Origin of the sequence: Micromonospora sp. WMMA1947 (assembly GCF_027497355.1) — a bacterium.
In the GTDB taxonomy this organism is placed as follows: Bacteria; Actinomycetota; Actinomycetes; order Mycobacteriales; family Micromonosporaceae; genus Micromonospora.
Genome location: NZ_CP114909.1, coordinates 531,943 through 555,307, shown reverse-complemented (window position 1 = coordinate 555,307; position 23,365 = coordinate 531,943). Strand labels below are relative to the sequence as shown.

Here is a 23,365-nt window from a genome sequence, read left to right as displayed (position 1 = left end):
CGGTCTAGCGGGCCGTCGCCGCCGTCAGGAACAGGCGCACCGCCAGGTCGGCCAGCCGGTCGGCGGTCTCGTCGACAGGGCCACCGGGCAACACGATGTGGCTCACCACCAGGCGTACGACGCTGTCCGCCGCGAACGCCAGGGCTGCCGGATCGGCGCCGGGCAGGCGTTCGCCGGTCCACTCCAGCAGCGCCCGCGCGGCCTCGGCGAGCACCAACTCGGACCGGGTGGTCAGATAGGGCAACAGCTCCTCCGAGCCGCCCGGTGTGCTCGTCAGGACCGCCCGCACCAGCGGGTTCTCGGCGGCCGAGGCGAGGGTGCGGTGGATCGCCGCGTACGCGGCCGCGCGGACGTCGGCGTCGTGCTCGTCGAGCGCGGACCGGACCTGGCCGACGAACCGGTCCACCTCGTACCGGGCCAGCGCCTCGCCCAGGCCCGCCTTGGTGCCGAACTCGTTGTAGACCGTCTGCCGGCTCACCCCCGCCGCGCTCGCGACCGCACCCATCCGGACCCCGGCCCAGCCGGTCGTGACGGTCAGCGAACGGGCGGCGTCGACGATCGTGTCGCGCACCGGAGTGGCGTTTCTCGGCTTAGGCATGGTGATCGAAGTCTACGGTCGCGGTTCAGCGCACCTCGAGTTCGTACTCCGCCTCGACCCGGAGCCGTCCGCCGTCGTGGCCGGCGAAGGTCAGGCGGTGCGTTCCCGGCGCGGGCGGCGGCACCAGACCCCACAGGCCCCAGCAGGAGACGTGCACCGGCCACGGCCACGCGGTGACGACGTTGTTGAAGAACCCCCGGACGGGGAACGAGGCGGGGGAGCCCGCCGCCCGCACCGGCACCGCGACCCCGTCCAGTTCGGCGTGCCCCTCGGCGTGGGGCATCGGCGGGACCGGGTCGTCCCGGCGGCCGAACGTCCAGCAGCAGATCGCCGGGAAGAACAGGGGGCGACCCGCCGGCACCACGCAGCGCCGGCTGACCCTTCCGCCCTGCGTGCCCGCGAGGAACCACACGTCGTCGGGCTGGTGCCGCCCGCCGTGCCGGCCGGTGGTGTCCTTGAGCGGGTTGACCGGCTGCCGGTGGGCGGCCACCCAGGCCACCCACCGGGCGGCGAGCGGGGCCAGCGCCGGTGCCGGGTCGAGGTCGGGGGGAAGCATGACGGCAGATGGTAGTGCGGGCGCGCCCGGCTGCGCCGACCCGTCACGGGACGCATAGGATGTGCGGTCATGGCACGCGTGCTCACTCCCCGTGCGGAGGACTTTCCCCGCTGGTACCAGGACCTGATCGCCAAGGCGAAGCTGGCCGACAACGGCCCGGTCCGGGGGACCATGGTGATCCGACCGGCCGGCTACGCCATCTGGGAGCGGATGCAGGCCGAGATGGACGCCCGGATCAAGGCGGCCGGCGCGGAGAACGCGTACTTCCCGCTGTTCATCCCGGAGAGCTACCTCAAGCGGGAGGCCGAGCACGTCGAGGGCTTCTCGCCGGAGCTGGCGGTCGTCACGCACGGTGGCGGCAAGCAGCTCGCCGAGCCGGTGGTGGTGCGCCCCACGAGCGAGACGGTCATCGGCGAGTTCATGGCCAAGTGGATCGACTCGTACCGTGACCTGCCGCTGCTGCTCAACCAGTGGGCGAACGTGGTCCGGTGGGAGCTGCGCCCGCGGATCTTCCTGCGCACCAGCGAGTTCCTCTGGCAGGAGGGGCACACCGCGCACGCGACCCGTGAGGACGCCCGCGCCTACGCGCGGCGGATCCTGCACGAGGCGTACGAGGACCTGATGGTCAACGTGCTCGGCATCCCGGTGGTGGTCGGCCTGAAGACCGCCCGGGAGCGCTTCGCCGGCGCCACCGCCACGTACACGTGCGAGGGCATGATGGGCGACGGCAAGGCGCTGCAGCTGGGCACCAGCCACGAGTTGGGCCAGAACTTCGCCAAGGCGTTCGACATCAGCTACTCCTCGGCCGAGGGCGGCCGGGAGCACGCGTGGACCACGTCCTGGGGCACCTCCACCCGGATGCTCGGTGGTCTGATCATGTGCCACGGCGACGACAACGGGCTGCGGGTGCCGCCGAAGCTGGCGCCGGTCCAGGCGTACGTGATGGTCGTCAAGGACGGCGAGGGCGTGAGCCAGGCGGCGGCCAAGCTGTGCGACGCGCTGCGGGACGCCGGGGTGCGGGTGGCGCTGGACGACCGGACCGACACCGCGTTCGGCCGCCGGGCCGTCGACGCCGAGCTGCGCGGCTACCCGGTCCGCGTCGAGGTCGGCCCGCGTGACCTGGCCGCCGGCAACGCGGTCGTGGTCCGGCGTACGGACGGCTCGAAGGCCCCGACGCCGGTGGCCGACGTGGTCGGCGCGGTCCTGGCCGCGCTGGAGGCCGACCAGCGGGCGCTGCACGACCAGGCGCTGGAGTTCCGCCGGTCCCGCACCGTCGAGGTGTCGACGCTGGCCGAGGCGATCGAGGCGTCCGCCACCGGCTGGGCGCGGGTGCCGTGGTCGGCGGTCGGTGTCGAGGGCGAGGCCGAGGCGAACGGCCAGGGCGTGACGGTCCGCTGCCTGGTACGCGCCGACGGCTCGGTGCCGGACTCGGAGGACGAGCCCGACCTGGTGGCGATCCTCGCCCGCGCGTACTGAGATGCGGCCCGGCGATCCGGCCGGCCGGTTCGCGCCGGGGCGGCTGATCCTGCACCGGAACGTTCGGCACGGCCGGATCGGCTGGGTCCGGTCGGCCCGCGTGGTCTCCGACGACGAGCGCGGCCTGCTGCTCTGGGTGGCGCGGACAGCGCCCGTCGCGCACGAGGTGACGGAGGCCGGCCTGGGCATGCGGGCCGTGCCGTTCGCCGAGTGGGTGACGTCGTCCTACCGGCTCGCGCAGGGGCTGTGGAACGGGCCGCCGGTGCTGAAGTTCCTGCCCACGGGCGCGGCCCACTCGGTCTGGTGGTTCCGCGACGCCGCCGGCCGCTTCCAGAACTGGTACGTCAACCTGGAGGAGCCCGGCGTCCGCTGGGACGACGGCGCGGTGGCCGGCGTCGACATGGTCGACCAGGACCTCGACGTGGTGGTGTACCCGGACCGCAGCTGGGAGTGGAAGGACGAGGACGAGTTCGCCGAGCGGCTGGCGTTCCCGGAGCACTACTGGGTGACCGACGAGAAGGCGGTACGCGCCGAGGGCGAGCGGGTGATCCGGATCGCGGAGGCGGGGGAGTTCCCGTTCGACGGCACATGGTGCGACTTCACTCCACCCGCGGAATGGGACGTACCGGACGAACTTCCGCCGGGGTGGGACCGCCCGCCGGTGCGCTGAAGCGGTGTTGTCGGTCACGGCCCGGCCCGGCCCGGGCGTGGTGTCCGGGTCCGGTGTGAGAGTTCCGGTCCGGATCTGGCAGAATGGTTCGCTGGTATCCGGCACGCGTCCGGCGCCCTCTAACCCGGGCGCGTCGCCAGTTCACCGAGCAGTCTCCGGCCCAAACCCCACTGTGCCGGTCGGCGCTCACCCGCCACACCGCCCGTACGGGCCGGTGAGATCGCAACAGGAGCGAAACAACTGTGGCCGTAAAGATCCGGCTCCTGCGGATGGGCAAGATCCGCAACCCGCAGTACCGCATCGTCGTCGCCGACTCGCGCACCAAGCGTGACGGTCGCGCGATCGAGTTCGTCGGTGTGTACCAGCCGAAGGAAGACCCTTCGGTGATCGAGGTCAAGTCGGAGCGGGTCCAGTACTGGCTCTCGGTCGGCGCCCAGCCGAGCGAGGCCGTGCAGCGCCTGCTGGAGCTGACCGGTGACTGGCAGAAGTTCAAGGGCCTGCCCGCGCCGCCGCCGCTCAAGGTCGCCCCCGAGCGGGCCGACCGCAAGGCGGCGTACGAGGCCGAGGCGAAGGCCGCCGCCGGCGTGGCGGACACCCCGGCCAAGCCGGCCAAGAAGGCCGCCGCCAAGGCGGAGGAGCCGAAGGCCGAGGCCAAGGCCGAGGAGCAGACCGGTGCCGAGTCCGGCGAGCAGGCCTGACATGCCGCTGCGTCCCGCTCTGGAGCACCTGGTCAAGGGCATCGTCGACCACCCGGACGACGTCCGGGTGCGCATGGTCGACTCCCGTCGGGGCAAGCGCCTCGAAGTCCGCGTGCACCCCGAGGACCTCGGTACGGTGATCGGGCGGTCCGGCCGGACCGCCAAGGCGCTGCGCCAGGTGATCGGCTCCATCGGCGGGCGTGGGGTACGCGTCGACATCGTCGACTCGTACTGATGCTTCTCGTCGTCGGCCGGATCGGTAAGCCGCACGGCATCCGCGGTGAGGTCACCGTGGAGGTGCGTACCGACGAGCCCGAAGCACGGTTCGCCCCCGGTTCGGTGTTGACCACCGAACCGGGGGTCACCCCGTCGGAGCCCGGCGCCTGGCGGGTGCCGCCGACACTCACCGTCGAGGCGGCCCGCTGGCACCAGGGCCGCCTGCTGGTGGCCTTCGAGGGCGTGCTGGAGCGCGACGTCGCCGAGGCGCTGCGCAACACGCTGCTCGGCGTGGACAGCGCCGACGTCGCCCCGCCGGAGGACCCGGAGGAGTTCCACGACCACCAGCTGGTCGGGCTCGCCGTGGTCACCCGCGACGGCGAGCACGTGGGCGAGGTGGCCCGCATCGACCACGCGCCCGCGTCCGACATGCTGGTGCTGCGGCGCCCCGAGGGGCGTACCGCGCTGGTCCCGTTCGTCAAGGCGATCGTGCCCGAGGTGGATCTGGCCGGCGGTCGCGTCGTCGTCGACCTGCCCGGCGGCCTGCTCGACCTCTAGCTGGAGCCGTCGCATGCGCGTCGACATCGTGTCGATCTTCCCCGAGTACTTCGCCCCGCTGGACCTGTCGCTCATCGGCAAGGCCCGGGCGAACGGCACGCTGCGGCTGGCCGTACACGATCTGCGGACCTGGACCCACGACGTGCACCGCACCGTCGACGACACGCCCTACGGCGGCGGTCCCGGCATGGTCATGCGGCCGGAGCCGTGGGGTGAGGCGTTGGACGCGCTGGCGCCCGACGAGCTGAGCCCGGACGGGCACACACTGCCCCGGCTGCTCGTACCGTCGCCCGCGGGCGTCCCGTTCACCCAGGCCCTCGCGCACGAGCTGGCCGCCGAGTCGCACCTGCTGTTCGCCTGCGGCCGGTACGAGGGCATCGACCAGCGGGTGCTGGACCACGCCGCGACCCGGATGCCGGTGACCGAGGTCTCCCTCGGTGACTACGTGCTGTTCGGCGGCGAGGTGGCCGTGCTGGTGATCCTGGAGGCGGTCACCCGGCTGCTGCCCGGTGTGCTCGGCAACGCCGGGTCGCTGGACGAGGAGTCGCACGCGCACGGGCTGCTGGAGGCCCCGCTCTACACGAAGCCGGCGAGCTGGCGCGAGCTGGACGTGCCCGAGGTGCTGCGCTCCGGCGACCACGCCAGGATCGATCGCTGGCGGCGGGACGAGTCGTTGCTGCGGACCGCGGCCCGGCGTCCCGACATGATCGCCGCACTGCCCCCGGAGACGCTCGACAAGCGGGACCGGGCGGCGCTGGACCGGGGCGGATTTTCCTCGCCACCGGGGCATGTGGCAAAGTAGAGGGGTTGCCGCATCCGTCCGCGCCGTGGGCGGCTGCGAGGACCCTCGACCGGGCCGGCCACGCCGGTCACCACCCGGGGGTCAGAATCACCCATCCGCGCATCGACTGACGATGCGCCGTGAGCCTCACGAGGACGCAGCGATGAACATCCTGGACGCCCTTGACGCCCAGTCGAAGCGTACCGACCTGCCCGACTTCCGTGCCGGTGACACCGTCAAGGTGCACGCGCGGGTCGTCGAGGGCAACCGGTCCCGGGTCCAGATCTTCCAGGGCGTCGTCATCCGCCGCCAGGGTGACGGCCTGCGCGAGACCTTCTCGGTCCGCAAGGTCAGCTTCGGTGTCGGCGTGGAGCGGACCTACCCGCTCAACGGCCCGGGCATCGACCGGATCGAGGTCGTGACCCGCGGTGACGTGCGTCGCGCCAAGCTCTACTACCTGCGCGAGCTGCGCGGCAAGAAGGCCAAGATCAAGGAGCTGCGGGAGAAGCAGCCGGCGAACTGAATTCCGTACGCCACGCCGCCCGAGCTGCGCGGATGTCGTATCGACCGGACCGCACTACCCTGGTCGGTACGGGCGCAGCCGGACGGTGCGAAACGGTCCACTACCGCCCGTGGGGTCTCCGAGGGGACTCCCGGGCGGTAGTGTCGTTTCCGCGGACCGGAGAGTGGCATGGTGCAGATGGTTGACGAGGACGGCACCGTCGATCCCTGGCGTCGGCGGGCCCGCCGCGGCCGCCGGCAGATGCCGCTCTGGCAGGAGCTGCCGCTGCTGCTGATCGTGGCGTTCTGCCTCGCGGTGCTGATCCGCACGTTCCTGCTCCAGGCGTTCTTCATCCCCTCCGGGTCGATGGAGAACACGCTGCTCGTCGGCGACCGGGTGCTCGTCAACAAGGTCGTCTACGACGTCCGCGACCCGGTCCGCGGCGAGGTGGTGGTGTTCCGGGGCACCGACCGCTGGGTCGCCCAGGAGGCGCCCGCGCCGCCGGCCAACTTCGCCGGGCGGGTCGGCCGCACACTCGGCGATCTGGTGGGCGTCAGCCGCCCCGGCGAGAAGGACTTCATCAAGCGCGTCATCGGGGTGCCGGGCGACAAGATCTGGTGCTGCGACGACGGCCGGGTGGTGGTCAACGGGGTACCGCTGGACGAGCAGGCGTACCTCTTCGAGGACTCCCCGGTCGAGTTGCCGCCCAATCCCAAGGAGTGCCGGTCCCGGCAGTTCACCGAGGTGGTGGTGCCGCCCGGGCAGATCTTCGTGATGGGCGACCACCGGCTGGTCTCGCAGGACGCCCGATGTCAGGGGCCGGTGCCGATCGAGAACGTGGTCGGCCGCGCCTTCATGATCGTCTGGCCGTCGCAGCGGTGGACCGGTCTGCCCGTACCGGAGACGTTCACCAGCGTGCCCCGCTCGGACGCCGCGCCGGCGGTGCCGGTGCCGGTGGATCCCGACCCGGTCGGCGGCGTCGTCCTGATCCTCCCGGTCGCAGCGACGCTCACCGTTCTGGCGGGTTCGGGGCGACCGCGCCGTACCCGGCGACGTAGGCTCCACCCGTGATCGACGAGCAGACCGAGAAGCCCCGCAGCTCCTTCTGGAAGGAGCTGCCCATCCTCCTGGGCGTGGCGATCCTGGTCGCGGTGCTGGTGCGTGCCTTCGTGCTGCAGACCTTCTTCATCCCGTCGCCGTCCATGGAGAACACCCTCAAGATCGACGATCGGGTGCTTGTCAACAAGCTGGTCTACGACTTCCGCTCCCCCCACCGGGGTGAGGTGATCGTCTTCAAGGCGCCCACCGAGTGGAGCGGCAACCCCGACGGCGAGGACTTCATCAAGCGGGTCATCGGCGTCGGCGGCGATCACGTGGTCTGCTGCGACCGCACCAGCGGCCAGGAGCGGCTGGTCATCAACGGCAAGCCGATCGACGAGCCGTTCATCTTCCCCGGCAACAAGCCCGCCGACCAGGACTTCGACATCACGGTGCCGAAGGGGCGCCTGTGGGTCATGGGTGACCACCGGGAGGCGTCCGGCGACTCGCTGGAGCACTGGCAGCAGTCCGGCGAGGACATCAACGTGGCGACCATCCCCGAGGGCGAGGTCGTCGGCCGGGCCTTCACCATCTTCTGGCCGGTCAGCCGCGCGACCTGGCTCAGCGTTCCGGAGCAGTTCGACGGGATCCCCAATCCCTGAGCAGGCCCGCGCCACGCGCCGGCACGCCGGGCTCCGGCCGGCGGCGGGAGGGCGTGGTCGTTCGTCGCAGGCGTCTGGCAGGCTGGTGCGGTGACCGTCTACACCCCTCGTCGCGCGGCCCGGGTGCTGCTGGTCGACGCGTCCGACCGGGTGCTGCTGTTCCAGGGCAGTGATCCGGCCCGGCCGGGTCACCGCTACTGGTTCACCCCCGGCGGCGGGCTGGACCCGGGGGAGTCCCCGGCTGACGGCGCCGCCCGGGAACTGGCCGAGGAGACCGGCCTGCGGCTGGCCCCGGCCGAGCTGGGCGCGCCGGTCTGGGCGGACACGGTCGAGTTCCCGTTCGACGGTGTCTGGTACCGCCAGGAGCAGCAGTTCTACCTGGTCCGGGTGACGGGCTGGGAGGTCGACACGGCCGGCTTCAACGACGTCGAACGGGCGAGCGTGCACGGGCACCGCTGGTGGCCGGTGGCCGAGCTGGCCGCCTCGGCCGAGCGCTACTACCCGCCGGACCTGCCCGGCCGGCTCGGCGCGGTGCTGGCGGGAGGCGGCGCATGCTGACCCCGCCGCGCACCGTGGTCCGCCGCGACGGCGGCCTCTACGCGCTGGAGCGCGCCCTGCAGCGGCGTGGCTTCCGGCACGTGGCGGGCGCCGACGAGGCCGGCCGGGGCGCCTGCGCCGGGCCGCTCGTGGCCGCCGCCGCGATCCTGCCCGAGGGCCGGCGCGGCGAGATCGACGAGCTGGCCGATTCGAAGCTGCTCACCGCCGCCGCCCGCGAGCGCGTCTACGACGAGGTGGTGGCGCGGGCCCTGGCGTACGCCGTGGTGGTCATCCCGGCCGAGGAGGTCGACGCCCGCGGGCTGCACGTGTGCAACCTCGCCGCGATGCGCCGGGCGCTCGCCTCGCTGACCACCCGCCCGGAGTACGTGCTGACCGACGGCTTCGGCGTCGACGGGCTGGACGTGCCGGGCCTGGCGGTCTGGAAGGGTGATCGGGTGGCCGCGTGCGTCGCGGCGGCGAGCGTGCTGGCGAAGGTCACCCGGGACCGGATGATGGTGGAACTGGACGGGCGGTTCCCCGGCTACGGCTTCGCCGAGCACAAGGGCTACATCACCGCCGAGCACAGCGCGGCCCTGCGTGCGCTCGGGCCCTGCCGGGAACACCGCTTCTCGTACGTGAACGTGGCTGCCGTCTCCGGACGGGACGGTCGGCCTCCCCGCGCCCGCCGCCCGGCGGGCGACGGCGCCGGCGTGGCGCCGCCCGAGCCCGCGGCCGGGCTGCCGGGTCTCGGCCCCGGCGCGTTCGCCGGGCGCCCGGACGAGCCGATGGGGCACTGCGGCGCGTCAGGGGGTACCGTCGGCGTGGCGTTGGGCGAGCAGCCGCGACCTCCGGCGTCAGTGGGGGAAGATGTGGTCATGGAAGGCGGAGTGCGATGAGCGCGGAAGATCTCGAGAAGTACGAGACCGAGATGGAGCTGCAGCTCTACCGGGAGTACCGCGACATCGTCCGCCAGTTCTCCTACGTGGTGGAGACCGAGCGCCGTTTCTACCTGGCGAACCAGGTCGACCTGCACGTGCGCAACTCCGACGGCGAGGTCTACTTCGAGGTCGAGATGCACGACGCCTGGGTGTGGGACATGTACCGTCCTGCCCGTTTCGTCAAGAATGTTCGAGTAATGACGTTCAAGGACGTCAATGTGGAAGAGCTCGAAAAGCCCGACATCTCGCTTCCCGCAGATTCCGGATTCGGGAGCTGACCGGGCGCCGGATCACTGCGCCGGCACTACCACCTCGACCCGCTGCACCAGGTTGTTCGCGAACCCGCCCCGGTTCCACGGCTGCTCGACCGGCTGGGTACGCCCCGACGCGTCGGTCGCCCGGGCGCCCAGCACGTACCGCCCCGGGGTCGCCGTCCAGCTCACCGACCACCGGCGCCAGGCCCACTGGCCCCCGGACGGCTCGTCCAGCACCGCCGGTGTCCACGTCTCGCCGCCGTCCGTCGTCACCTCGACCGAGGTCACCGGCGCGTGGCCGGACCAGGCCCGGCCGTCCAGAGTGCACGGCCCGGGCCGCAGCACCCGGGTGCGGGACATGAAATCCGGGAAACCGGGCGGGCGCACCAGCGCACGCGGCTCGATCCGGGTCACCGGCACGCCCGGGTCGTCGGCGTCGCGCCGCAGCCGGTAGGCAACCGCGTTCTGGTAGCCGTCGAACGGCTCGGTCGTCACCGTGATGTCGCGCAGCCACTTCACGTGCGCCATGCCGTACCAGCCGGGCACGATCAGGCGCAGCGGCGCGCCGTGCTGCGGCAGCAGGGGAGCGCCGTTCATCTCGTACGCCAGCAGCACCTCCTCGCGCAGCGCGTCGGCCACCGGCAGCGCCCGCTGGTAGTCCTGCTCGACGCCGCGCTCCACCCCGTGGTCCGCGCCGGTGAACACCACGTCCACCGCGTCGCCGGACAGGCCGGCCTCACGCAGCAGCGGTGCCAGCGGCGTACCGGTCCACTCGGCGTTGCCCACCGCCTCCACCAGCCAGGGCTGGCTGACCGGACGGGGGTGCAGCAGCGCCCGGCCGTTGCCGGCGCACTCCAACGTCACGCGGTGGGTCACCCGGGGCCGGTCGCGCAGCGCCGCCAGGTCCAGCCGCAGTGGACGCTCGACCGCGCCGGACACGCTCAGTGCGTACGCGGACGGGTCGACGTCCGGGATGTCGTAGTGGATGAGCAGGTAGTGCAGGCCCGCCGGGGTCACGTCGTACCGCAGCGCCTCCAGCGGGATGCCGTGGTTGCGCGCGGCGAGCTGGAGCTCCTCGGTGCTGATCGCCTCGTCCGGCCCGGCCACCCGGGAGGGCCGGCTGACGTCGTCCACTGTGGTCATGACTGCTCCGTCCGCTCCAGCACGTCGTAGCCCACGAACGTGAACATCCGCACCCCCGCCGCCAACGGGCGGGGCGTGCCGGTGAAGCGGTGCGCGCCGACGCCCACCCCGTCGGCGGGGCTGTTCACCGCCACCGGCTCGAAGCCCTCCTCGGCGAACCACTCGCAGATGACCGGCACGAGGTCCGGCTCGCGGCGGTGCCGCGTCCACAGCACCGTGCCGCCGGTGGCGCAGAGCGAGGCGCAGTGCCGCACCGTGGCCCGGATGTCGTCGTCGGTGATGTTGCCGAAGATGCCGCAGACCAGCACCAGATCCGCCGGGGCCAGATCGGCGTAGCGGTCGGTCAGCGAGGCGTCCCCGGTCACCACCTCCACGCCGGTGAGCCCCGCGTCGGCGGCGGCACGGCGGGCCAGGTCGGCGTTACGGGCGTCCAGCTCGACCAGGCGGGCGGTCACGTCGCCGCCCCGGGGGTGGCTGGCCAGCACCGGAATCAGGTCGCGGCCCTGACCCGCGCAGAGACTCAGCGCGCGCAGCGGGCCGGGTGGTGCGGCGTCGAGCGCGTCGGCGACACGCTGCCGCACCTCGGCGAGTCGCCGGGCCAGCGCGGACTCGGGCTGGTCGTAGTCGCTGTGCCAGGCGTACCAGTCCTTCGTCACCCGGCCAGCATAGGCGTCCCGGCCGTAGCAGATCGGCCCCGATTTCGGCGCCCGTCCACAGTCGGTGCCTCGTCCACAGGGCGCTCGTGCGGGCTTCGCGGGACGGTGCCCGGGGCCGGCAGGGTGGCCGGCGTGCGTATCTCGATCTCTCCGGCCGGCCGGGCCGTGCTGTCGGTGCTGTTCCTCGCGGCTTGCCTGCCGGGCGCCTCCACGCCGTCCCGGGTGGTGCTGTCGTCCTCGGCCGGGCCGCTGTCGTCCTGGACCGGTGCCCATTCGTTCGTGGCCGGGCCGTTCGCCGGTTCTGCGGCAGGTGCCTACTCGTCCGTGGCCGGGCCGTTCCCCGGTTCCTCGGGGGGTGCCTCGACCGCCGGTGACCCGATGGCGGGTGTCTCGGGGGCGGGACGTCGGGCCGCGCCCGGTGGGCGATTCCGGTGGCCGCTGCCGGGTGCGCCCCGGGTGGTGCGGCGGTTCGACCCGCCGCCGCAGCCCTGGCTGTCCGGGCACCGGGGCGTCGACCTCGCGGCCGCGCCCGGTGCGCCGGTGCTGGCGGCCGGCGCCGGGATCGTCCTGTTCGCCGGTACGGTCGCCGGTCGGCCGGTGCTCACCGTCGGCCATCCCGACGGGTTGCGCACCACCTACGAGCCGGTCCGCTCCCGGGTCACCGCCGGCGCCCTGGTGGAGGCCGGCACGCCCGTCGGTGACCTGCTCGCCGGGCATCCCGGGTGCGTGGAGGCGGCGTGCCTGCACTGGGGACTGCGGCGCGACGCGGAGTACCTCGACCCGCTGGCCCTGCTCGGGCTCGGTCGGGTTCGGTTGCTGCCGCTGCACCCCGTCCCCGACAGTTCCGCGGTTGTCGCCGGCTGATCGGCCGCTGCGCCGGTCGGCGGCGCGCGGGCTCAGCTCTGGGCGAGCAGCGTGGGCAGCCGGACGGCCAGCCGGTCGTACTCGTCGGGGGTGTTGTAGACTTGGCCGCACAACCGCAGGTAGCCGCGCCCGTTCCAACCGGCGATCGACACCTCGGCGGAGAGCCGGTCGGCGATCCGGGTCCGCAGCTCCCGGGCCGCGTCCAGCGTCGTCGCGACACCGGGCGGCAGCGGCACGAGCCGCATGGCGACCGCCGGTCCGCCGGGCTCCGGCAGCCGCTCCGGCGCCACACCGAGCGCGTCCCCGACGACCCGTTGGCCGTACGCGGCCAGCGCCGCGTTGTGCGCGCGTACCCGGTCGACGCCGAGGCTGCGCAACGTGAACAGGCCCACCGGCGCGGCCAGCCAACCCGTGTAGTCGAGCGTCGCCTGCCACTCGACCCGGACCGGGAAGCCGCTGTCCTGCTCCCACGAGACGACGAGCGGCTGGATCTTCTCCCGCCACTGCGGCGCCACCACGAGCGCGGCGGTGCCGCGTGGCGCGTACGCCCACTTGTGCAGGTTGCCGACCCAGAAGTCGGCGCCGACGGACGCGACGGTGGCGGGCAGCATGCCGGGCGCGTGGGCGGCGTCCACCAGCACCGGCACGCCCCGCTCCCGGGCCACCGCGACGATCGCCGCGGTCGGGAACAGCCGGGCGGTCGGCGAGGTGAGCTGGTCGACGATCAGCAGCTTGGTACGCCCCGGACGCAGCCCGTCGCGGACGATCTCGACCACCTCCTCGTCGGTGGCGGTCAACGGCACCGGCAGGGTGCGGGACACCGCTCCGGTGCGGGCGCACTCCCGGGCGACCGACAGCGCCACCGCCCCGTACCCGTGGTCGGTGGTCACGATCTCGTCGCCGGGGCGCAGCGCCAGCGACTGCAGCACCACCGCCGCACCGGTGGTGGCGTTGCCGACGAGCGTGGTGCCGTCCGGGTCGGCGCCGAGGAACGCGGCCAGGTGCCGCCGGGCGTGGGCGATCCGGTCGACCAGGCCCTGCGTGAAGAACCGCAGCGGGTTGGCCTCCATCTCGTCACGCAGGCGCTGCTGGGCACGCTGCACGGCGATCGGTACGGCGCCGAACGAGCCGTGGTTGAGATGGCTGACGGACGGATCGAGGGAGAAGAGCAGCCGAGCCCCGGGAATCGGCTCGGGCGGCTGCGGCACCGTCATCCACCGATCCTAGCCCGAGATGGATCATGCGCCGGCCGGATTCCGCCCGCTGACCGTTCCACCGACGCTGCCTGCGCGCCCGTGGCGGTCAGGCGCGGGGGTGGGCCTGCCGGTACGCGGCGCGGAGCCGCTCGACCGAGACGTGCGTGTAGATCTGGGTGCTGGCGAGCGACGAGTGCCCCAGCAGCTCCTGCACGGCGCGCAGGTCAGCGCCGCCTTCGAGCAGGTGCGTCGCGGCCGAGTGGCGCAGCCCGTGCGGAGTCACCCTCGGCACCCCGGCGGCCCCGGCCCACCCGGACACGATCCGCCGCGCGGTGGTCGGGTTGAGCCGCCCGCCTCGCGCCCCGAGCAGCAGCGCCCGGCCCGAGCCCGGGGCCAGCAGGGCGGGTCGTCCGTCGCGCAGCCAGGCGTCGAGCGCCCGCTGGGCCGGCACCCCGTAGGGCACCGAGCGTTCCCGTCCGCCCTTGCCCAGCACGCGTACCACCCGGCGGGCCTGGTCGACGTCGGTGACGTCCAGACCGCACGCCTCGCTGATGCGTACCCCGGTGCCGTAGAGCAGTTCGAGCAGCAGCCGGTCGCGCAGCAGCACCGCGTCAGGCGGGCCGTCGCCGGCCGGGCGGGCGGATGCCCGTTCGCCGGCTGCCCGTCCGGCGGCCGTTCCGTGGTCGGGTCCGAGCCCGGCCCCGTCGGGGTGGACCGTCGAGCTGTCGGCCCCGGGCTGGCCCGGGCGCTGCCGAGACGGGGCCTCCACCAGGGCGGCCGCCTGGTCGGCGCGCAGCACCGTGGGCAGTTCCCGCCGCGCGCGAGGGCTGGCCAGCGGGGCCGCCACGTCGTCGGCGAGCAGGCCGGTCCGGTGTGCCCAGGCGCTGAACGTCCGGGCTGCGGCCGCGCGCCGCGCCATCGTCGTCCGGGCCGCACCCATGGTCCGCTGTTTCGCCAGCCAGCTGCGCACCACGGCGAGGTCCAGCTCGGGCAGCTCGGCACAGCCCATCCGGACCGCGTGGTCGAGCAGCGACACCAGATCCGTGACGTACGCCCGGACGGTGTGGACGGAGCGGTTGCGGACCCGCGACAGGTGGTCGGCGAAGTCGTCCACCGCCTCGCGCATCGAGGCGGGTAGCTCCTCGTGCGCGTCCCGCGTGCCGCGCTGCCGCCTGCTCATCGCGGGACCCGGTCCGGGCGTACGCGGTCGCGGCGCGGGAGGCGGACACCGATCACCGCCTCAGGGTAAGGCCGGAGCGCCGCCGTTCGCCGTGCCGCCGGCCCCGCCTCGCCGTGCCGCCGCCGACGCGCCGCCCTCGTCGTGCCGTCGCCCGGTCGTGCCGTCGTCCGGCCGCCGCTCCGCCTTCGGGCATTGGCCGGCGACAGCCGTGTGCCGTCGGCCACGTCGGCCGCTTGGGTTCCGGCCAGGGATATGTGACGGCGCGCTGAGCGGGGTAGCAGAAGCGGGTCTGGACAGGGGAAACTCGTGCTGCGGCACGCTCCGGTGCGGCAACCGGCGGGCAGCGTGGCCGAGCCGGCCCCGACGGAGGGTTGATCCGGCCGCGATCAGGCCAGTGCGTCCCCCGCGACGGTGACGCCCGGTACGAGGAGGGCCGAGAGTGGGAGTGGACGCCGTCCTCTACCGGCAGGTGTCGGCGGGTGACCACCGTCGCCGACCCGTGTACGTCTCGATCGAGGTCGTGGCGGACCCGCAGGATGTCCTGCTCGACCTGCTCAAACGTGTCCGCGGCGGGGGTCGGACCCCGCTGCTGGACCGCGTCGACCCGCTCGGTGAGCTGGCCGTGGGCGCCGAACGGATGCCGCACCTGCTCGCCGAGCTGCGGTGCCTGGCGGAGGTGGCGCGGGCGCCGGCGGAGGTCGACCACGTCCACCGGCTGGCCCGGCTCGTCCGCCGATGTGCCGAGCGCCGCGACGCCGAGATCCGGTTCGAGGGCGACTGACGCGTTCACGTGCGGGCGGTCGGTGATGGTGGCGCGAGCGCGTATCCGTCGTCGCGGCGTACCACCATCGCCAGCTCCTCCAGCATGGACAGTTTGCGCATGGCGGTACGCAGGTCGACGCCCGCCCGCGCGGCGATGCTCTCCAGGTCGAGGGCCCGGCGGCGGGGCAGCGCCTCCAGCACCTGGGTGGCCTCCTCGTCGAGCCGGTCCCGGGGGCGTTCCGGTGCCCGGGCGGGCGGGGCGAGGTCGTATCCGATGCGTCCCACTTCCTCCAGCACGTGTGCGACGTTCGTGACCAGCCGGGCCTCCGGCCGTTCCCGCAGCACCTCGTGCCCACCGACGGACATCGCTGACGTGACCGGCCCGGGCACCACCATCGCCGGGCGGCGCAGGCCGAGCGCCCGGTTGAGCGTCTGGGTGGCGCCGCTGCGGGCGGCGGCCTCCACGAGAACCGTGCCGTTCGTCGCCGCCGCTATGACCCGGTTGCGGATGAGGAACCGGGGCCGCAGCGGCTCCGCGCCCGGAAGCCACTCGCTCACCAGCAGGCCGGTTTCGGCGATCCGGTCGAACAGCGCGGCGTTGCCCATCGGGTACGGGCGGTCCACGCCGCAGGCGAGCACGGCGACGGTGCGCCCGCCCGCCGTCAGCGCCCCGCGATGCGCGGCGGCGTCGATGCCGAACGCCCCACCGGACACCACTGTCCACTCCCGGTCGGCCAGGCCGTAGCCCAGCTCGGTGGCGATGTGCGCGCCGTAGGGGGTGGCCGCCCGGGCGCCGACCACCGCCACCGAGCGCGCCAGCGCCTCACCGAGCGGCCATGCTCCGCGTACCCAGAAGCAGAGCGGCGGGTCGGTCTCCACGTCGACCCGCCGGGTGGCCCCTGACAGCGCCAGGCGGCGCAGGTCGCGGACCTGGGCGGGCCACTCGTCGTCGTCGGGGGTGACCAGCCGGGCCCCGAGCCGTTCGCCACGGGCCAGCGCGTCGGCCGCGACCGCCCGGGCGTCGCCGGAGGCGCCCCGCGCCGCCACGGCCGAGCGCAGAGTCCGTTCCGGCGCCTCGCCGGACAGCAGCAGGTCGAGCGCGGCGACCGGGCCGATCCGCTCGACCAGGGCGTACACCGACCGGGTGCCGGGCTCGGCGAGCCAGGTGAGCGCGACCCGCGCCAGCCGCTGCTCGTCGGCGCTCACGCGACCTCCCCGGTCCTGAGCTGGACGGCCTCCGCGACGTCGTCGCGGCCGGGCCGGTCCCGCCCGTCCAGGTCGGCGATGGTCCAGGCGAGCCGGAGTACGCGGTCGTAGCCGCGCGCGGACAGCGAACCGGTGTCGAGCCGGTGGCGCAGATCCCGGGTGACCCGGGCGGGCAGGTGCCACGGCGGCCGGCGCAGGTACGGGCCGGGGACGTCGGCGTTCACCCGGTGCCCGGTGGCAGCCCAGCGATCGGCGGCGGCATGCCGCGCGGCGACGACCCGGGCGGCGACGGTGGCCGAGGACTCGTGCGCGGAGTCGGTGCTCAGCAGCTCCGCCGCGCGCACCGCCTTCAGCTGGACCTGCACGTCCACCCGGTCGAGCAGCGGACCCGACAACCGCCCCAGGTAGCGTCGCCGGGCCAGCGGCGCGCACTCGCAGTCCACGTCACCGGAGGGTTTCGCGCAGGGGCAGGGGTTTGCCGCCAGCACCAGCTGGGTGCGGGCCGGATACTCGGTGGCGCCTCGGGTTCGCGCCACCCGGACCCGGCCGCTCTCCAGCGGCTGCCGCAACGCCTCCAGCGCGCCCTTGCCGAACTCGGGCGCCTCGTCCAGGAACAGGACCCCGCGGTGGGCGAGCGACACCGCGCCGGGCCGGGCCAGCCCGGAGCCGCCTCCGACGAGCGCGGGCACGGTGGCGGTGTGGTGCGGCGCCTGGAACGGGGGACGGCGCAGCAGCCCGCCGCCGGGTGGCAGCAGCCCGGCGATCGAGTGCAGCGCGGTGACCTCCAGGGCTGCCTCGTCGCCCAGTGCGGGCAGGATCGACGGCAACCGCTCGGCGAGCATGGTCTTGCCGGCGCCGGGTGGACCGAACAGCGCGAGGTGGTGGCCACCGGCGGCGGCGATCTCCAGGGCACGCCGCCCGAGCGGCTGCCCGGCCACGTCGACGAGGTCAGGCCCGGCCGGCCCGTCGGCCGGAACGTGGGCGGGTGGGGCGAGCAGCGGGATGCCGTCGCGGACGTGGGCGACGAGCCGGTGCAGGGTGTCGACCGCGTGCACCCGTACGCCCGGGATGACCGCCGCCTCGGCGGCGTTGCCGGCCGGTACGACGACACGGGTGTGCCCGGCGCGGGCGGCCGCGGCGACCATCGGCAGCGTGCCGCGGACGGGGCGTACCGCGCCGTCGAGGCCGAGTTCGCCGAGCACCACTGTGGCGTCCAGGGCGACCGGTGGCAGCTCACCCGACCCGGCCAGGACGGCGAGCGCGATGGCGAGGTCGAACGCCGAGCCGTACTTGGGCAGGGTGGCGGGGAGGAGGTTGAGGGTGATGCGGCGGTTGGGCCACTTCTGACCGGAGTTGACGATCGCGGCGCGGACCCGGTCGCGCGCTTCGTGCAGGGCGGTGTCGGGCAGGCCGGAGATGATCACGGCGGGCAGTCCGGGAGCCAGGTCGGCCTCGACCTCGACGAGATGCCCGGCGACTCCGGCCAGGCCGACGCTCAGCACTTTCGCGTACCCCATGTCAGAACGCGCCGCGGAGGTGCTCGACCCGGGCGGGGCCGGTGAGCGGGAGCCGGACGGAGAGCACGTCGAAGCGGACCTCGTCGGCGGTGGTTCCGGTCTCGGCGAGCCAGCGCGCGGCCAGGCCGCGCAGCCGGCGGGCCTTGGCCGGTACGACGGCCTCGGCGGGCGAGCCGAACTGCTCGGTGCGGCGGGTCTTGACCTCGCAGATGGCGAGGACCGGCCCCTCCCAGGCGATGATGTCGATCTCGCCCTCGGGGCAGCGCCAGTTGCGGGCGACCGGGCGCAGGCCCGTCTCGATCAGGTGCCGTAGCGCGCACCGCTCGCCGTACGCCCCGACGGCTCGGTTCCGGTTCGTCATGCCGGCCAGGATGCGACCGGAGGCTGGGGTCAGGGGCGCCGTGAAGGGACTCCCTGTGGACAAGGTGCCGCCTGTGGACGGGCTCGCGATCACCCGTCCGATGTGTTAGCGCGTGCCGTTCACCCGGCGGTCTCGGTCATCGCTTCGCGCACGTCGAGGAACTGCGCTGTCCGGTCGCCGATCGGGCGGGACGAGAGGAAAGCGACGACACCCAGGGTCTGAGGGTCGGCCCAGGCGCAGACGACGAGGTAGCTCTTCAATTCGGTCCGCCCCTGGCCGCAGCGGGCCGTGCCGCCCAGCCGGCCGGCATCGACATCTTCGCGGGCACCGACGCGGTACGGGCTCAGCGCGCGCTCGACCAACCCCTGCTGGTCGGTGACGGTGCCGGACACGCCCGTGATGAACACCATGTCGGCGTCCGGGCCGTGCCCGCCGTACGCCCAGCCGACGGCACTGGTGGCCGGGTCGACTTCACGCTTCAGGGTGTCGAGGTGCCGCTTGGCCCCTTCGATGGCCACGCGATCCATGTTCTTCGTCAGGCCGAGCAGCGTTTCCGGCATCCGCAGTTTGCGGGTGACCGGCGACGGCGCGCCCACCGGAGAAGCACCGGACTTCGGCCGCGTCGCCGGCTCCGGCGCGCACCCGGCGATCAGGATCAGTGTCGTGGCCGCCAGCAGCAGGCGCGTAGTGGGTCGTGCCGTCATCGCCATTACCCCGTTCTCGTGCGGTGAGCCGGAGCACGGTATCCCGAACACGCGCCGCCGCGACGGCGTGGTCGCACAGGCCCGGTACGGCTACTGACCGTGTCCCGTCGGCGACCCGGCGATGTCGGCGCTGACCTGGGCCGATCCGCAGGCGACCCGAATGGCGCGGCTGGTGCCCGTCGCATACCGTGCCGGTCGTGGACGGACGACGGAACTACTCCGAGGATGAGCAGGGGTCGCGATGGGGCGACCGCGGATACGAGTCGGACTGGCGCGCTTCGGGCGAGCCCCGCTACCGCGACGACGACTACCGCACCCCCGAGCAGCGCGCCGGTGACAGCCGGTACGCCGAGCCGGGCCGGTACTCCGCCGCCGATCCGCTGGTGGACGACACGAGCAGCTGGCGGTCGCAGCGGCCGGACGACCCGGAGGTCTCCGGCGAGCTGCCCGGATCGCGCGCCGGCCGTCGCGCGGCGCGCGAGGCGGCGGCCGACCCGCTCGGCGCGGTGTCCCGCAGCGGCGTGGACGCGCTCGGCACCGCCGCGCACGGCAACCCGCTGTCGAGTTCGCTGGGTGCGCCGGCGACCGCCCCGCTGACCGGCGCCGCACCGGTGGGCGCCGACCCGTACGGCCTCATCGCTCACGGCAGCGACCCGGCCGGCGGCGTGGGCGCCGACGCCCGGAGCACTGTCGGCGGCGTCGACAAGCCCCGGCTCAGCCCGATCGGCGGCTACCCGGTCGTCGAGCCGGCGCCGGGTATCGACGGCGGAGCCGAAGCGACCGCCGCGGCGCGGCTGAACCCCGGCGAGGCCACCCCGCTGCGGATCGGTGAGCGGCCGGGCGGCCCCGCGCAGCCGGCGGCGACCCCGAACCCCCTCGAGATGCCGACCGGTCCGATGCCCGCGGTGCTGCCGCGTCCGGACGGGCCGCCGCCCGGCGACGGTGTCTACCGGACGCGTCGTCCGGCGCTGGCGATCCTGCTGGCGGTGCTGGTGCTGGTGCTGGAGGTGCCGGCGGTGCGGGTGTTGCTGCACGGCCTGTTCGGTGACCCGGTGTCGACGTCGCACGTCGTGGTGGGCATGTTCCTGGTGGTGGGGCTGCCGATCTTCGGCACCGGCCTGTACGGGCTGCGCACCGGCGGGCTGGCGCTGGCCGACGGCAGCCGGGGCTGGCTTCGCCCGCCGACGGCATACCTGACCGTCGGCCTGGTGCTGTTCGTGGCCGCCGCGCTCGCCGCCGGCTGACCGAGCCGCGCGGGCGTGCTCCGCACCCGGGGGCCGGACAGCGGAGAGGGCGCGTACACTGGTCGACTGGCGACCGCCTCGCGCGGTCGACCTCGCGTGCCCTCTCCACGGTCTTCTCCGTGGGGCGACGGCCTCCCTGGTCCCGGTCTGACGTATCGGGCCCACCCTGGCCGGCGATCGGGCGCCAGGCGTCCGGCCGCCGGCCGGACGGACAACCAGGGACAAAGTAGGAGTAACCCACCATGGCCGTCGTGACCATGCGTCAGCTGCTGGAAAGCGGTGTGCACTTCGGGCACCAGACCCGGCGCTGGAACCCGAAGATGAAGCGCTTCATCTTCACCGAGCGCAACGGTATCTACATCATCGACCTGCGCCAGACGCTCGACTACATCGAGAAGGCGTACGAGTTCGTCCGCACCACCGTCGCCGGTGGCGGCAGCATCCTGTTCGTCGGCACCAAGAAGCAGGCCCAGGAGGCCATCGCCGAGCAGGCGACCCGGGTCGGCCAGCCGTACGTCAACCACCGCTGGCTCGGTGGCATGCTGACCAACTTCCAGACCGTGTACAAGCGGCTGCAGCGGATGAAGGAGCTGGAGGCCCTGGGTGACCTGAGCGGCACCGCCGCCGGTTACACCAAGAAGGAGACGCTCCAGCTCTCCCGCGAGAAGATCAAGCTCACCAAGACCCTCGGTGGTCTGCGGGACATGCAGAAGCTCCCGGCCGCGGTCTGGATCGTCGACACCAAGAAGGAGCACATCGCCGTCGACGAGGCCCGCAAGCTGGGCATCCCGGTGATCGCGGTGCTCGACACCAACTGCGACCCGGACGAGGTCGACTTCCCGATCCCGGGCAACGACGACGCCATCCGCTCGGCCGAGCTGCTGACCAAGGTCGTCGCCGCCGCCGTCGCCGACGGTCTGATCGCCCGTTCCGGCCGTAACCGGGGCGCGGACGAGAAGCCCGAGGCCGGTCAGGTCGGCGCCGACGAGCCGCTGGCCGAGTGGGAGCGCGAGCTGCTCGAGGAGCCGAAGAAGGCCGACGAGCAGCCCGCCGCCGCCGAGCAGCCCGCCGCCGCGCCGGCCGCCGAGCAGCCGGCGACCGCCTCCGCGGAGTGATCTCGCCGTCGCGTCCCCACCGTCCGGACTCCCGGCGGTGGGGACGCGACGGGTACGCCGGGCAGAACCGGCCCGGAACCGGGTAACCAGCACCCCAGACCACCTCACTGACACCGAAGAGAGAGTCATGTCCAACTTCACCGCCGCGGACGTCAAGAAGCTCCGCGACCTCACCGGCGCCGGCATGATGGACTCCAAGAAGGCGCTGACCGAGGCCGAGGGCGACTTCGACAAGGCCGTCGAGATCCTGCGCGTCAAGGGCGCCAAGGACGTCGGCAAGCGGGCCGGGCGCACCGCCGCCAACGGCCTGATCGCCCACTCCGGCCAGGCGCTGCTCGAGCTCAACTGCGAGACCGACTTCGTCGCCAAGAACGACGCCTTCATCGCGCTGGCCCAGCAGCTGGTCGAGCACGGCGTGGCCAGCGGCGCCACCAACGCCGAGGAGCTGCTCGCCAGCACCATCGACGGCAAGAGCGTGGCCGACCTGATCCAGGAGCAGTCCGCCAAGATCGGCGAGAAGCTGGTGCTCAACCGCTTCGCCAAGCTGGACGGCACCACCGCGGTCTACATGCACCGCAAGAGCCAGGACCTGCCCCCGGCGGTCGGCGTGCTGGTCGAGTTCACCGGCAAGTCGGACGAGGCGGCCGACGCCGACGCCCGCGCCGTGGCCATGCAGATCGCCGCGATGCGGCCGAAGTACCTCACCCGCGACGAGGTGCCGGCCGAGACCGTCGAGTCCGAGCGGCGCATCGCCGAGCAGACCGCCCGCGAGGAGAACAAGCCCGAGGCGGCGCTGCCGAAGATCGTCGAGGGCCGGGTCAACGCCTTCTTCAAGGACTTCGTCCTGCTGGAGCAGTCGTCGGTCGCCGACAACAAGAAGACCGTCAAGCAGGTGCTGGCCGACGCCGGCATCGAGGTGACCCGCTTCCTGCGGTTCGAGGTCGGCCAGGCCTGAGCCGCCGCACCGGGCCGTCCGGCCCGGGCACAGGGGAGAACGTCGACGAGGAGGCCGCCGGTGTACGCGACAGGCACCGCGGCCTCCTCGTCACATAGGGTCGGCAGGGGCACGTACGCGACGCTCGCGCGATGCGCGGGGAGAAGGGGCGGGGCGGATGACGCAGGTTGTGAGTGACCGGAGCCTGGCGGCGGAGGACCCGACCGCCCCTCCGCCCGGTCGGTCCCGCCGGGTGGTGCTGAAGCTCTCCGGTGAGGTCTTCGGCGGCGGCGCGATCGGCGTCGACCCCGACGTCGTGCAGGGCATCGCCCGCCAGATCGCCACCGTGGTACGCCGCGGCGTGCAGGTGTCGGTGGTGGTCGGCGGCGGCAACTTCTTCCGCGGCGCCGAGCTGCAGAAGCGGGGCATGGACCGCGCCCGCGCCGACTACATGGGCATGCTCGGCACGGTCATGAACTGCCTGGCCCTTCAGGACTTCCTGGAGAAGGAGGGCATCGAGACCCGGGTGCAGAGCGCCATCACGATGGCCCAGGTCGCCGAGCCGTACATCCCGCTGCGCGCGATCCGCCACCTGGAGAAGGGCCGCGTGGTCATCTTCGGCGCCGGCGCCGGCATGCCGTACTTCTCCACCGACACGGTGGCCGCCCAGCGGGCGCTGGAGATCCGCGCGGACGTGGTGCTGATGAGCAAGAACGGCGTGGACGCGGTCTACACCGCCGACCCCCGGATCGACCCGACCGCGAGCAAGCTCGACTCGATCACCTTCTCCGAGGTGCTGCGCCGTAACCTTCGGGTGGCTGACGCCGCCGCGTTCAGCCTCTGCATGGAGAACGGCCTGCCGATGCTGGTCTTCGGCGCCCAGGGCGACGACACCATCGTCCGGGCCGTCGGCGGCGAGAAGATCGGCACCCTGATCACCGCCTGACCGGCCCGCCGGACCGGCAGCGGTCCCTCTGCCACGGCAGCACCCGCACCACA

At 73.6% G+C, this 23,365-nt stretch carries 28 protein-coding genes; 18 read left to right on the top strand and 10 right to left on the bottom strand.

Features of this window, described 5'->3' with window-relative positions:
• Window positions 1-4 precede the first annotated feature (4 nt).
• Together O7604_RS02630 and O7604_RS02625 are read right to left on the bottom strand one after the other, a co-directional pair.
• Window positions 5-598: a TetR family transcriptional regulator gene (locus O7604_RS02630; protein ID WP_269701495.1), complete on the bottom strand. Its 594-nt coding sequence runs from the start codon at window positions 596-598 to the stop codon at window positions 5-7.
• A 25-nt stretch (window positions 599-623) separates the two neighbouring features.
• Entirely contained in the window at window positions 624-1,154 is a 531-nt protein-coding gene (locus O7604_RS02625) for a hypothetical protein (protein ID WP_269701493.1), read from the bottom strand.
• 69 nt (window positions 1,155-1,223) lie between these two features.
• Here O7604_RS02625 and proS point away from each other — a divergent pair, with 69 nt between their 5' ends.
• From proS to O7604_RS02565, 12 genes are all read left to right on the top strand, one after another.
• Window positions 1,224-2,630 carry a proline--tRNA ligase gene (gene proS, locus O7604_RS02620; RefSeq protein WP_281578766.1) on the top strand — a complete coding sequence of 469 codons (1,407 nt, stop codon included), beginning with the start codon at window positions 1,224-1,226 and terminating at the stop codon, window positions 2,628-2,630.
• A 1-nt stretch (window position 2,631) separates the two neighbouring features.
• Window positions 2,632-3,300, top strand: coding sequence for a DUF402 domain-containing protein (locus O7604_RS02615; RefSeq protein WP_269701491.1), 669 nt, complete (start codon window positions 2,632-2,634; stop codon window positions 3,298-3,300).
• A gap of 242 nt (window positions 3,301-3,542) precedes the next feature.
• On the top strand, window positions 3,543-3,998 hold the full coding sequence (gene rpsP / locus O7604_RS02610) for a 30S ribosomal protein S16 (protein WP_269701490.1): 456 nt from the start codon (window positions 3,543-3,545) through the stop codon (window positions 3,996-3,998).
• Entirely contained in the window at window positions 3,973-4,233 is a 261-nt protein-coding gene (locus O7604_RS02605; RefSeq protein WP_026268109.1) for an RNA-binding protein, read from the top strand. The genes rpsP and O7604_RS02605 overlap by 26 nt, the downstream gene beginning before the upstream one ends.
• The gene (rimM, locus tag O7604_RS02600; RefSeq protein WP_030500802.1) at window positions 4,233-4,772 is read left to right on the top strand and encodes a ribosome maturation factor RimM; all 540 of its coding nucleotides are present in this window, start codon (window positions 4,233-4,235) and stop codon (window positions 4,770-4,772) included. The genes O7604_RS02605 and rimM overlap by 1 nt, the downstream gene beginning before the upstream one ends.
• Window positions 4,773-4,785: 13 nt before the next feature.
• On the top strand, window positions 4,786-5,574 hold the full coding sequence (trmD, locus tag O7604_RS02595; RefSeq protein WP_269701489.1) for a tRNA (guanosine(37)-N1)-methyltransferase TrmD: 789 nt from the start codon (window positions 4,786-4,788) through the stop codon (window positions 5,572-5,574).
• Between the two features lie 142 nt (window positions 5,575-5,716).
• On the top strand, window positions 5,717-6,076 hold the full coding sequence (gene rplS / locus O7604_RS02590) for a 50S ribosomal protein L19 (RefSeq protein WP_013284591.1): 360 nt from the start codon (window positions 5,717-5,719) through the stop codon (window positions 6,074-6,076).
• A gap of 168 nt (window positions 6,077-6,244) precedes the next feature.
• Window positions 6,245-7,126, top strand: a complete 882-nt coding sequence (lepB, locus tag O7604_RS02585; protein WP_281578765.1) for a signal peptidase I — start codon at window positions 6,245-6,247, stop codon at window positions 7,124-7,126.
• A complete protein-coding gene (gene lepB, locus O7604_RS02580) occupies window positions 7,123-7,755 on the top strand; it encodes a signal peptidase I (RefSeq protein WP_269701485.1) in 633 nt (210 codons plus the stop codon). The genes lepB (O7604_RS02585) and lepB (O7604_RS02580) overlap by 4 nt, the downstream gene beginning before the upstream one ends.
• Window positions 7,756-7,845: 90 nt before the next feature.
• Entirely contained in the window at window positions 7,846-8,313 is a 468-nt protein-coding gene (locus O7604_RS02575) for an NUDIX hydrolase (protein WP_269701483.1), read from the top strand.
• A complete protein-coding gene (locus tag O7604_RS02570) occupies window positions 8,307-9,188 on the top strand; it encodes a ribonuclease HII (protein WP_269701482.1) in 882 nt (293 codons plus the stop codon). The genes O7604_RS02575 and O7604_RS02570 overlap by 7 nt, the downstream gene beginning before the upstream one ends.
• A complete protein-coding gene (locus tag O7604_RS02565) occupies window positions 9,185-9,508 on the top strand; it encodes a DUF2469 domain-containing protein (protein ID WP_011905215.1) in 324 nt (107 codons plus the stop codon). The genes O7604_RS02570 and O7604_RS02565 overlap by 4 nt, the downstream gene beginning before the upstream one ends.
• 12 nt (window positions 9,509-9,520) lie before the next feature.
• Here the strand turns inward: O7604_RS02565 and O7604_RS02560 are convergent, their stop codons facing one another.
• On the bottom strand, window positions 9,521-10,627 hold the full coding sequence (locus O7604_RS02560) for a sulfite oxidase (protein ID WP_281578764.1): 1,107 nt from the start codon (window positions 10,625-10,627) through the stop codon (window positions 9,521-9,523).
• Window positions 10,624-11,283 (bottom strand): methyltransferase domain-containing protein, encoded by a 660-nt coding sequence (locus O7604_RS02555; protein ID WP_281578763.1) that lies wholly within the window; start codon window positions 11,281-11,283, stop codon window positions 10,624-10,626. Before O7604_RS02555 ends, O7604_RS02560 begins: the two co-directional genes overlap by 4 nt.
• 132 nt (window positions 11,284-11,415) lie before the next feature.
• On the opposite strand from O7604_RS02555, the gene O7604_RS02550 reads away from it, so the two are divergent.
• A complete protein-coding gene (locus O7604_RS02550; RefSeq protein ID WP_281578762.1) occupies window positions 11,416-12,147 on the top strand; it encodes a M23 family metallopeptidase in 732 nt (243 codons plus the stop codon).
• A gap of 32 nt (window positions 12,148-12,179) precedes the next feature.
• On the opposite strand, the gene O7604_RS02545 is transcribed toward O7604_RS02550, so the two are convergent.
• Window positions 12,180-13,361, bottom strand: coding sequence for an aminotransferase class V-fold PLP-dependent enzyme (locus O7604_RS02545; protein WP_281578761.1), 1,182 nt, complete (start codon window positions 13,359-13,361; stop codon window positions 12,180-12,182).
• A gap of 88 nt (window positions 13,362-13,449) precedes the next feature.
• A complete protein-coding gene (locus tag O7604_RS02540) occupies window positions 13,450-14,523 on the bottom strand; it encodes a tyrosine recombinase XerC (protein ID WP_281578760.1) in 1,074 nt (357 codons plus the stop codon).
• A gap of 439 nt (window positions 14,524-14,962) precedes the next feature.
• Here O7604_RS02540 and O7604_RS02535 point away from each other — a divergent pair, with 439 nt between their 5' ends.
• Complete coding sequence (locus tag O7604_RS02535) at window positions 14,963-15,304, top strand: hypothetical protein (RefSeq protein ID WP_281578759.1); 342 nt, start codon at window positions 14,963-14,965, stop codon at window positions 15,302-15,304.
• A gap of 5 nt (window positions 15,305-15,309) precedes the next feature.
• Here the strand turns inward: O7604_RS02535 and O7604_RS02530 are convergent, their stop codons facing one another.
• The 4 genes from O7604_RS02530 to O7604_RS02515 all read right to left on the bottom strand — a co-directional run bounded on the left by O7604_RS02530 (window position 15,310) and on the right by O7604_RS02515 (window position 19,079).
• On the bottom strand, window positions 15,310-16,491 hold the full coding sequence (locus O7604_RS02530) for a DNA-processing protein DprA (RefSeq protein ID WP_281578758.1): 1,182 nt from the start codon (window positions 16,489-16,491) through the stop codon (window positions 15,310-15,312).
• Window positions 16,488-18,008 carry a YifB family Mg chelatase-like AAA ATPase gene (locus tag O7604_RS02525; RefSeq protein ID WP_281578757.1) on the bottom strand — a complete coding sequence of 507 codons (1,521 nt, stop codon included), beginning with the start codon at window positions 18,006-18,008 and terminating at the stop codon, window positions 16,488-16,490. The genes O7604_RS02530 and O7604_RS02525 overlap by 4 nt, the downstream gene beginning before the upstream one ends.
• Window position 18,009: 1 nt before the next feature.
• Complete coding sequence (locus O7604_RS02520; protein ID WP_064447257.1) at window positions 18,010-18,369, bottom strand: YraN family protein; 360 nt, start codon at window positions 18,367-18,369, stop codon at window positions 18,010-18,012.
• A gap of 119 nt (window positions 18,370-18,488) precedes the next feature.
• On the bottom strand, window positions 18,489-19,079 hold the full coding sequence (locus O7604_RS02515) for a hypothetical protein (RefSeq protein ID WP_281578756.1): 591 nt from the start codon (window positions 19,077-19,079) through the stop codon (window positions 18,489-18,491).
• A gap of 191 nt (window positions 19,080-19,270) precedes the next feature.
• On the opposite strand from O7604_RS02515, the gene O7604_RS02510 reads away from it, so the two are divergent.
• The 4 genes from O7604_RS02510 to pyrH all read left to right on the top strand — a co-directional run bounded on the left by O7604_RS02510 (window position 19,271) and on the right by pyrH (window position 23,312).
• Window positions 19,271-20,317, top strand: coding sequence for a hypothetical protein (locus O7604_RS02510; protein ID WP_281578755.1), 1,047 nt, complete (start codon window positions 19,271-19,273; stop codon window positions 20,315-20,317).
• A 242-nt stretch (window positions 20,318-20,559) separates the two neighbouring features.
• Window positions 20,560-21,432, top strand: coding sequence for a 30S ribosomal protein S2 (gene rpsB / locus O7604_RS02505; RefSeq protein ID WP_269701463.1), 873 nt, complete (start codon window positions 20,560-20,562; stop codon window positions 21,430-21,432).
• A 127-nt stretch (window positions 21,433-21,559) separates the two neighbouring features.
• Window positions 21,560-22,387 (top strand): translation elongation factor Ts, encoded by an 828-nt coding sequence (gene tsf / locus O7604_RS02500; RefSeq protein ID WP_269701462.1) that lies wholly within the window; start codon window positions 21,560-21,562, stop codon window positions 22,385-22,387.
• Window positions 22,388-22,544: 157 nt separating this feature from the next.
• A complete protein-coding gene (gene pyrH, locus O7604_RS02495) occupies window positions 22,545-23,312 on the top strand; it encodes a UMP kinase (RefSeq protein WP_013284607.1) in 768 nt (255 codons plus the stop codon).
• The last annotated feature ends 53 nt before the right edge of the window (window positions 23,313-23,365 follow it).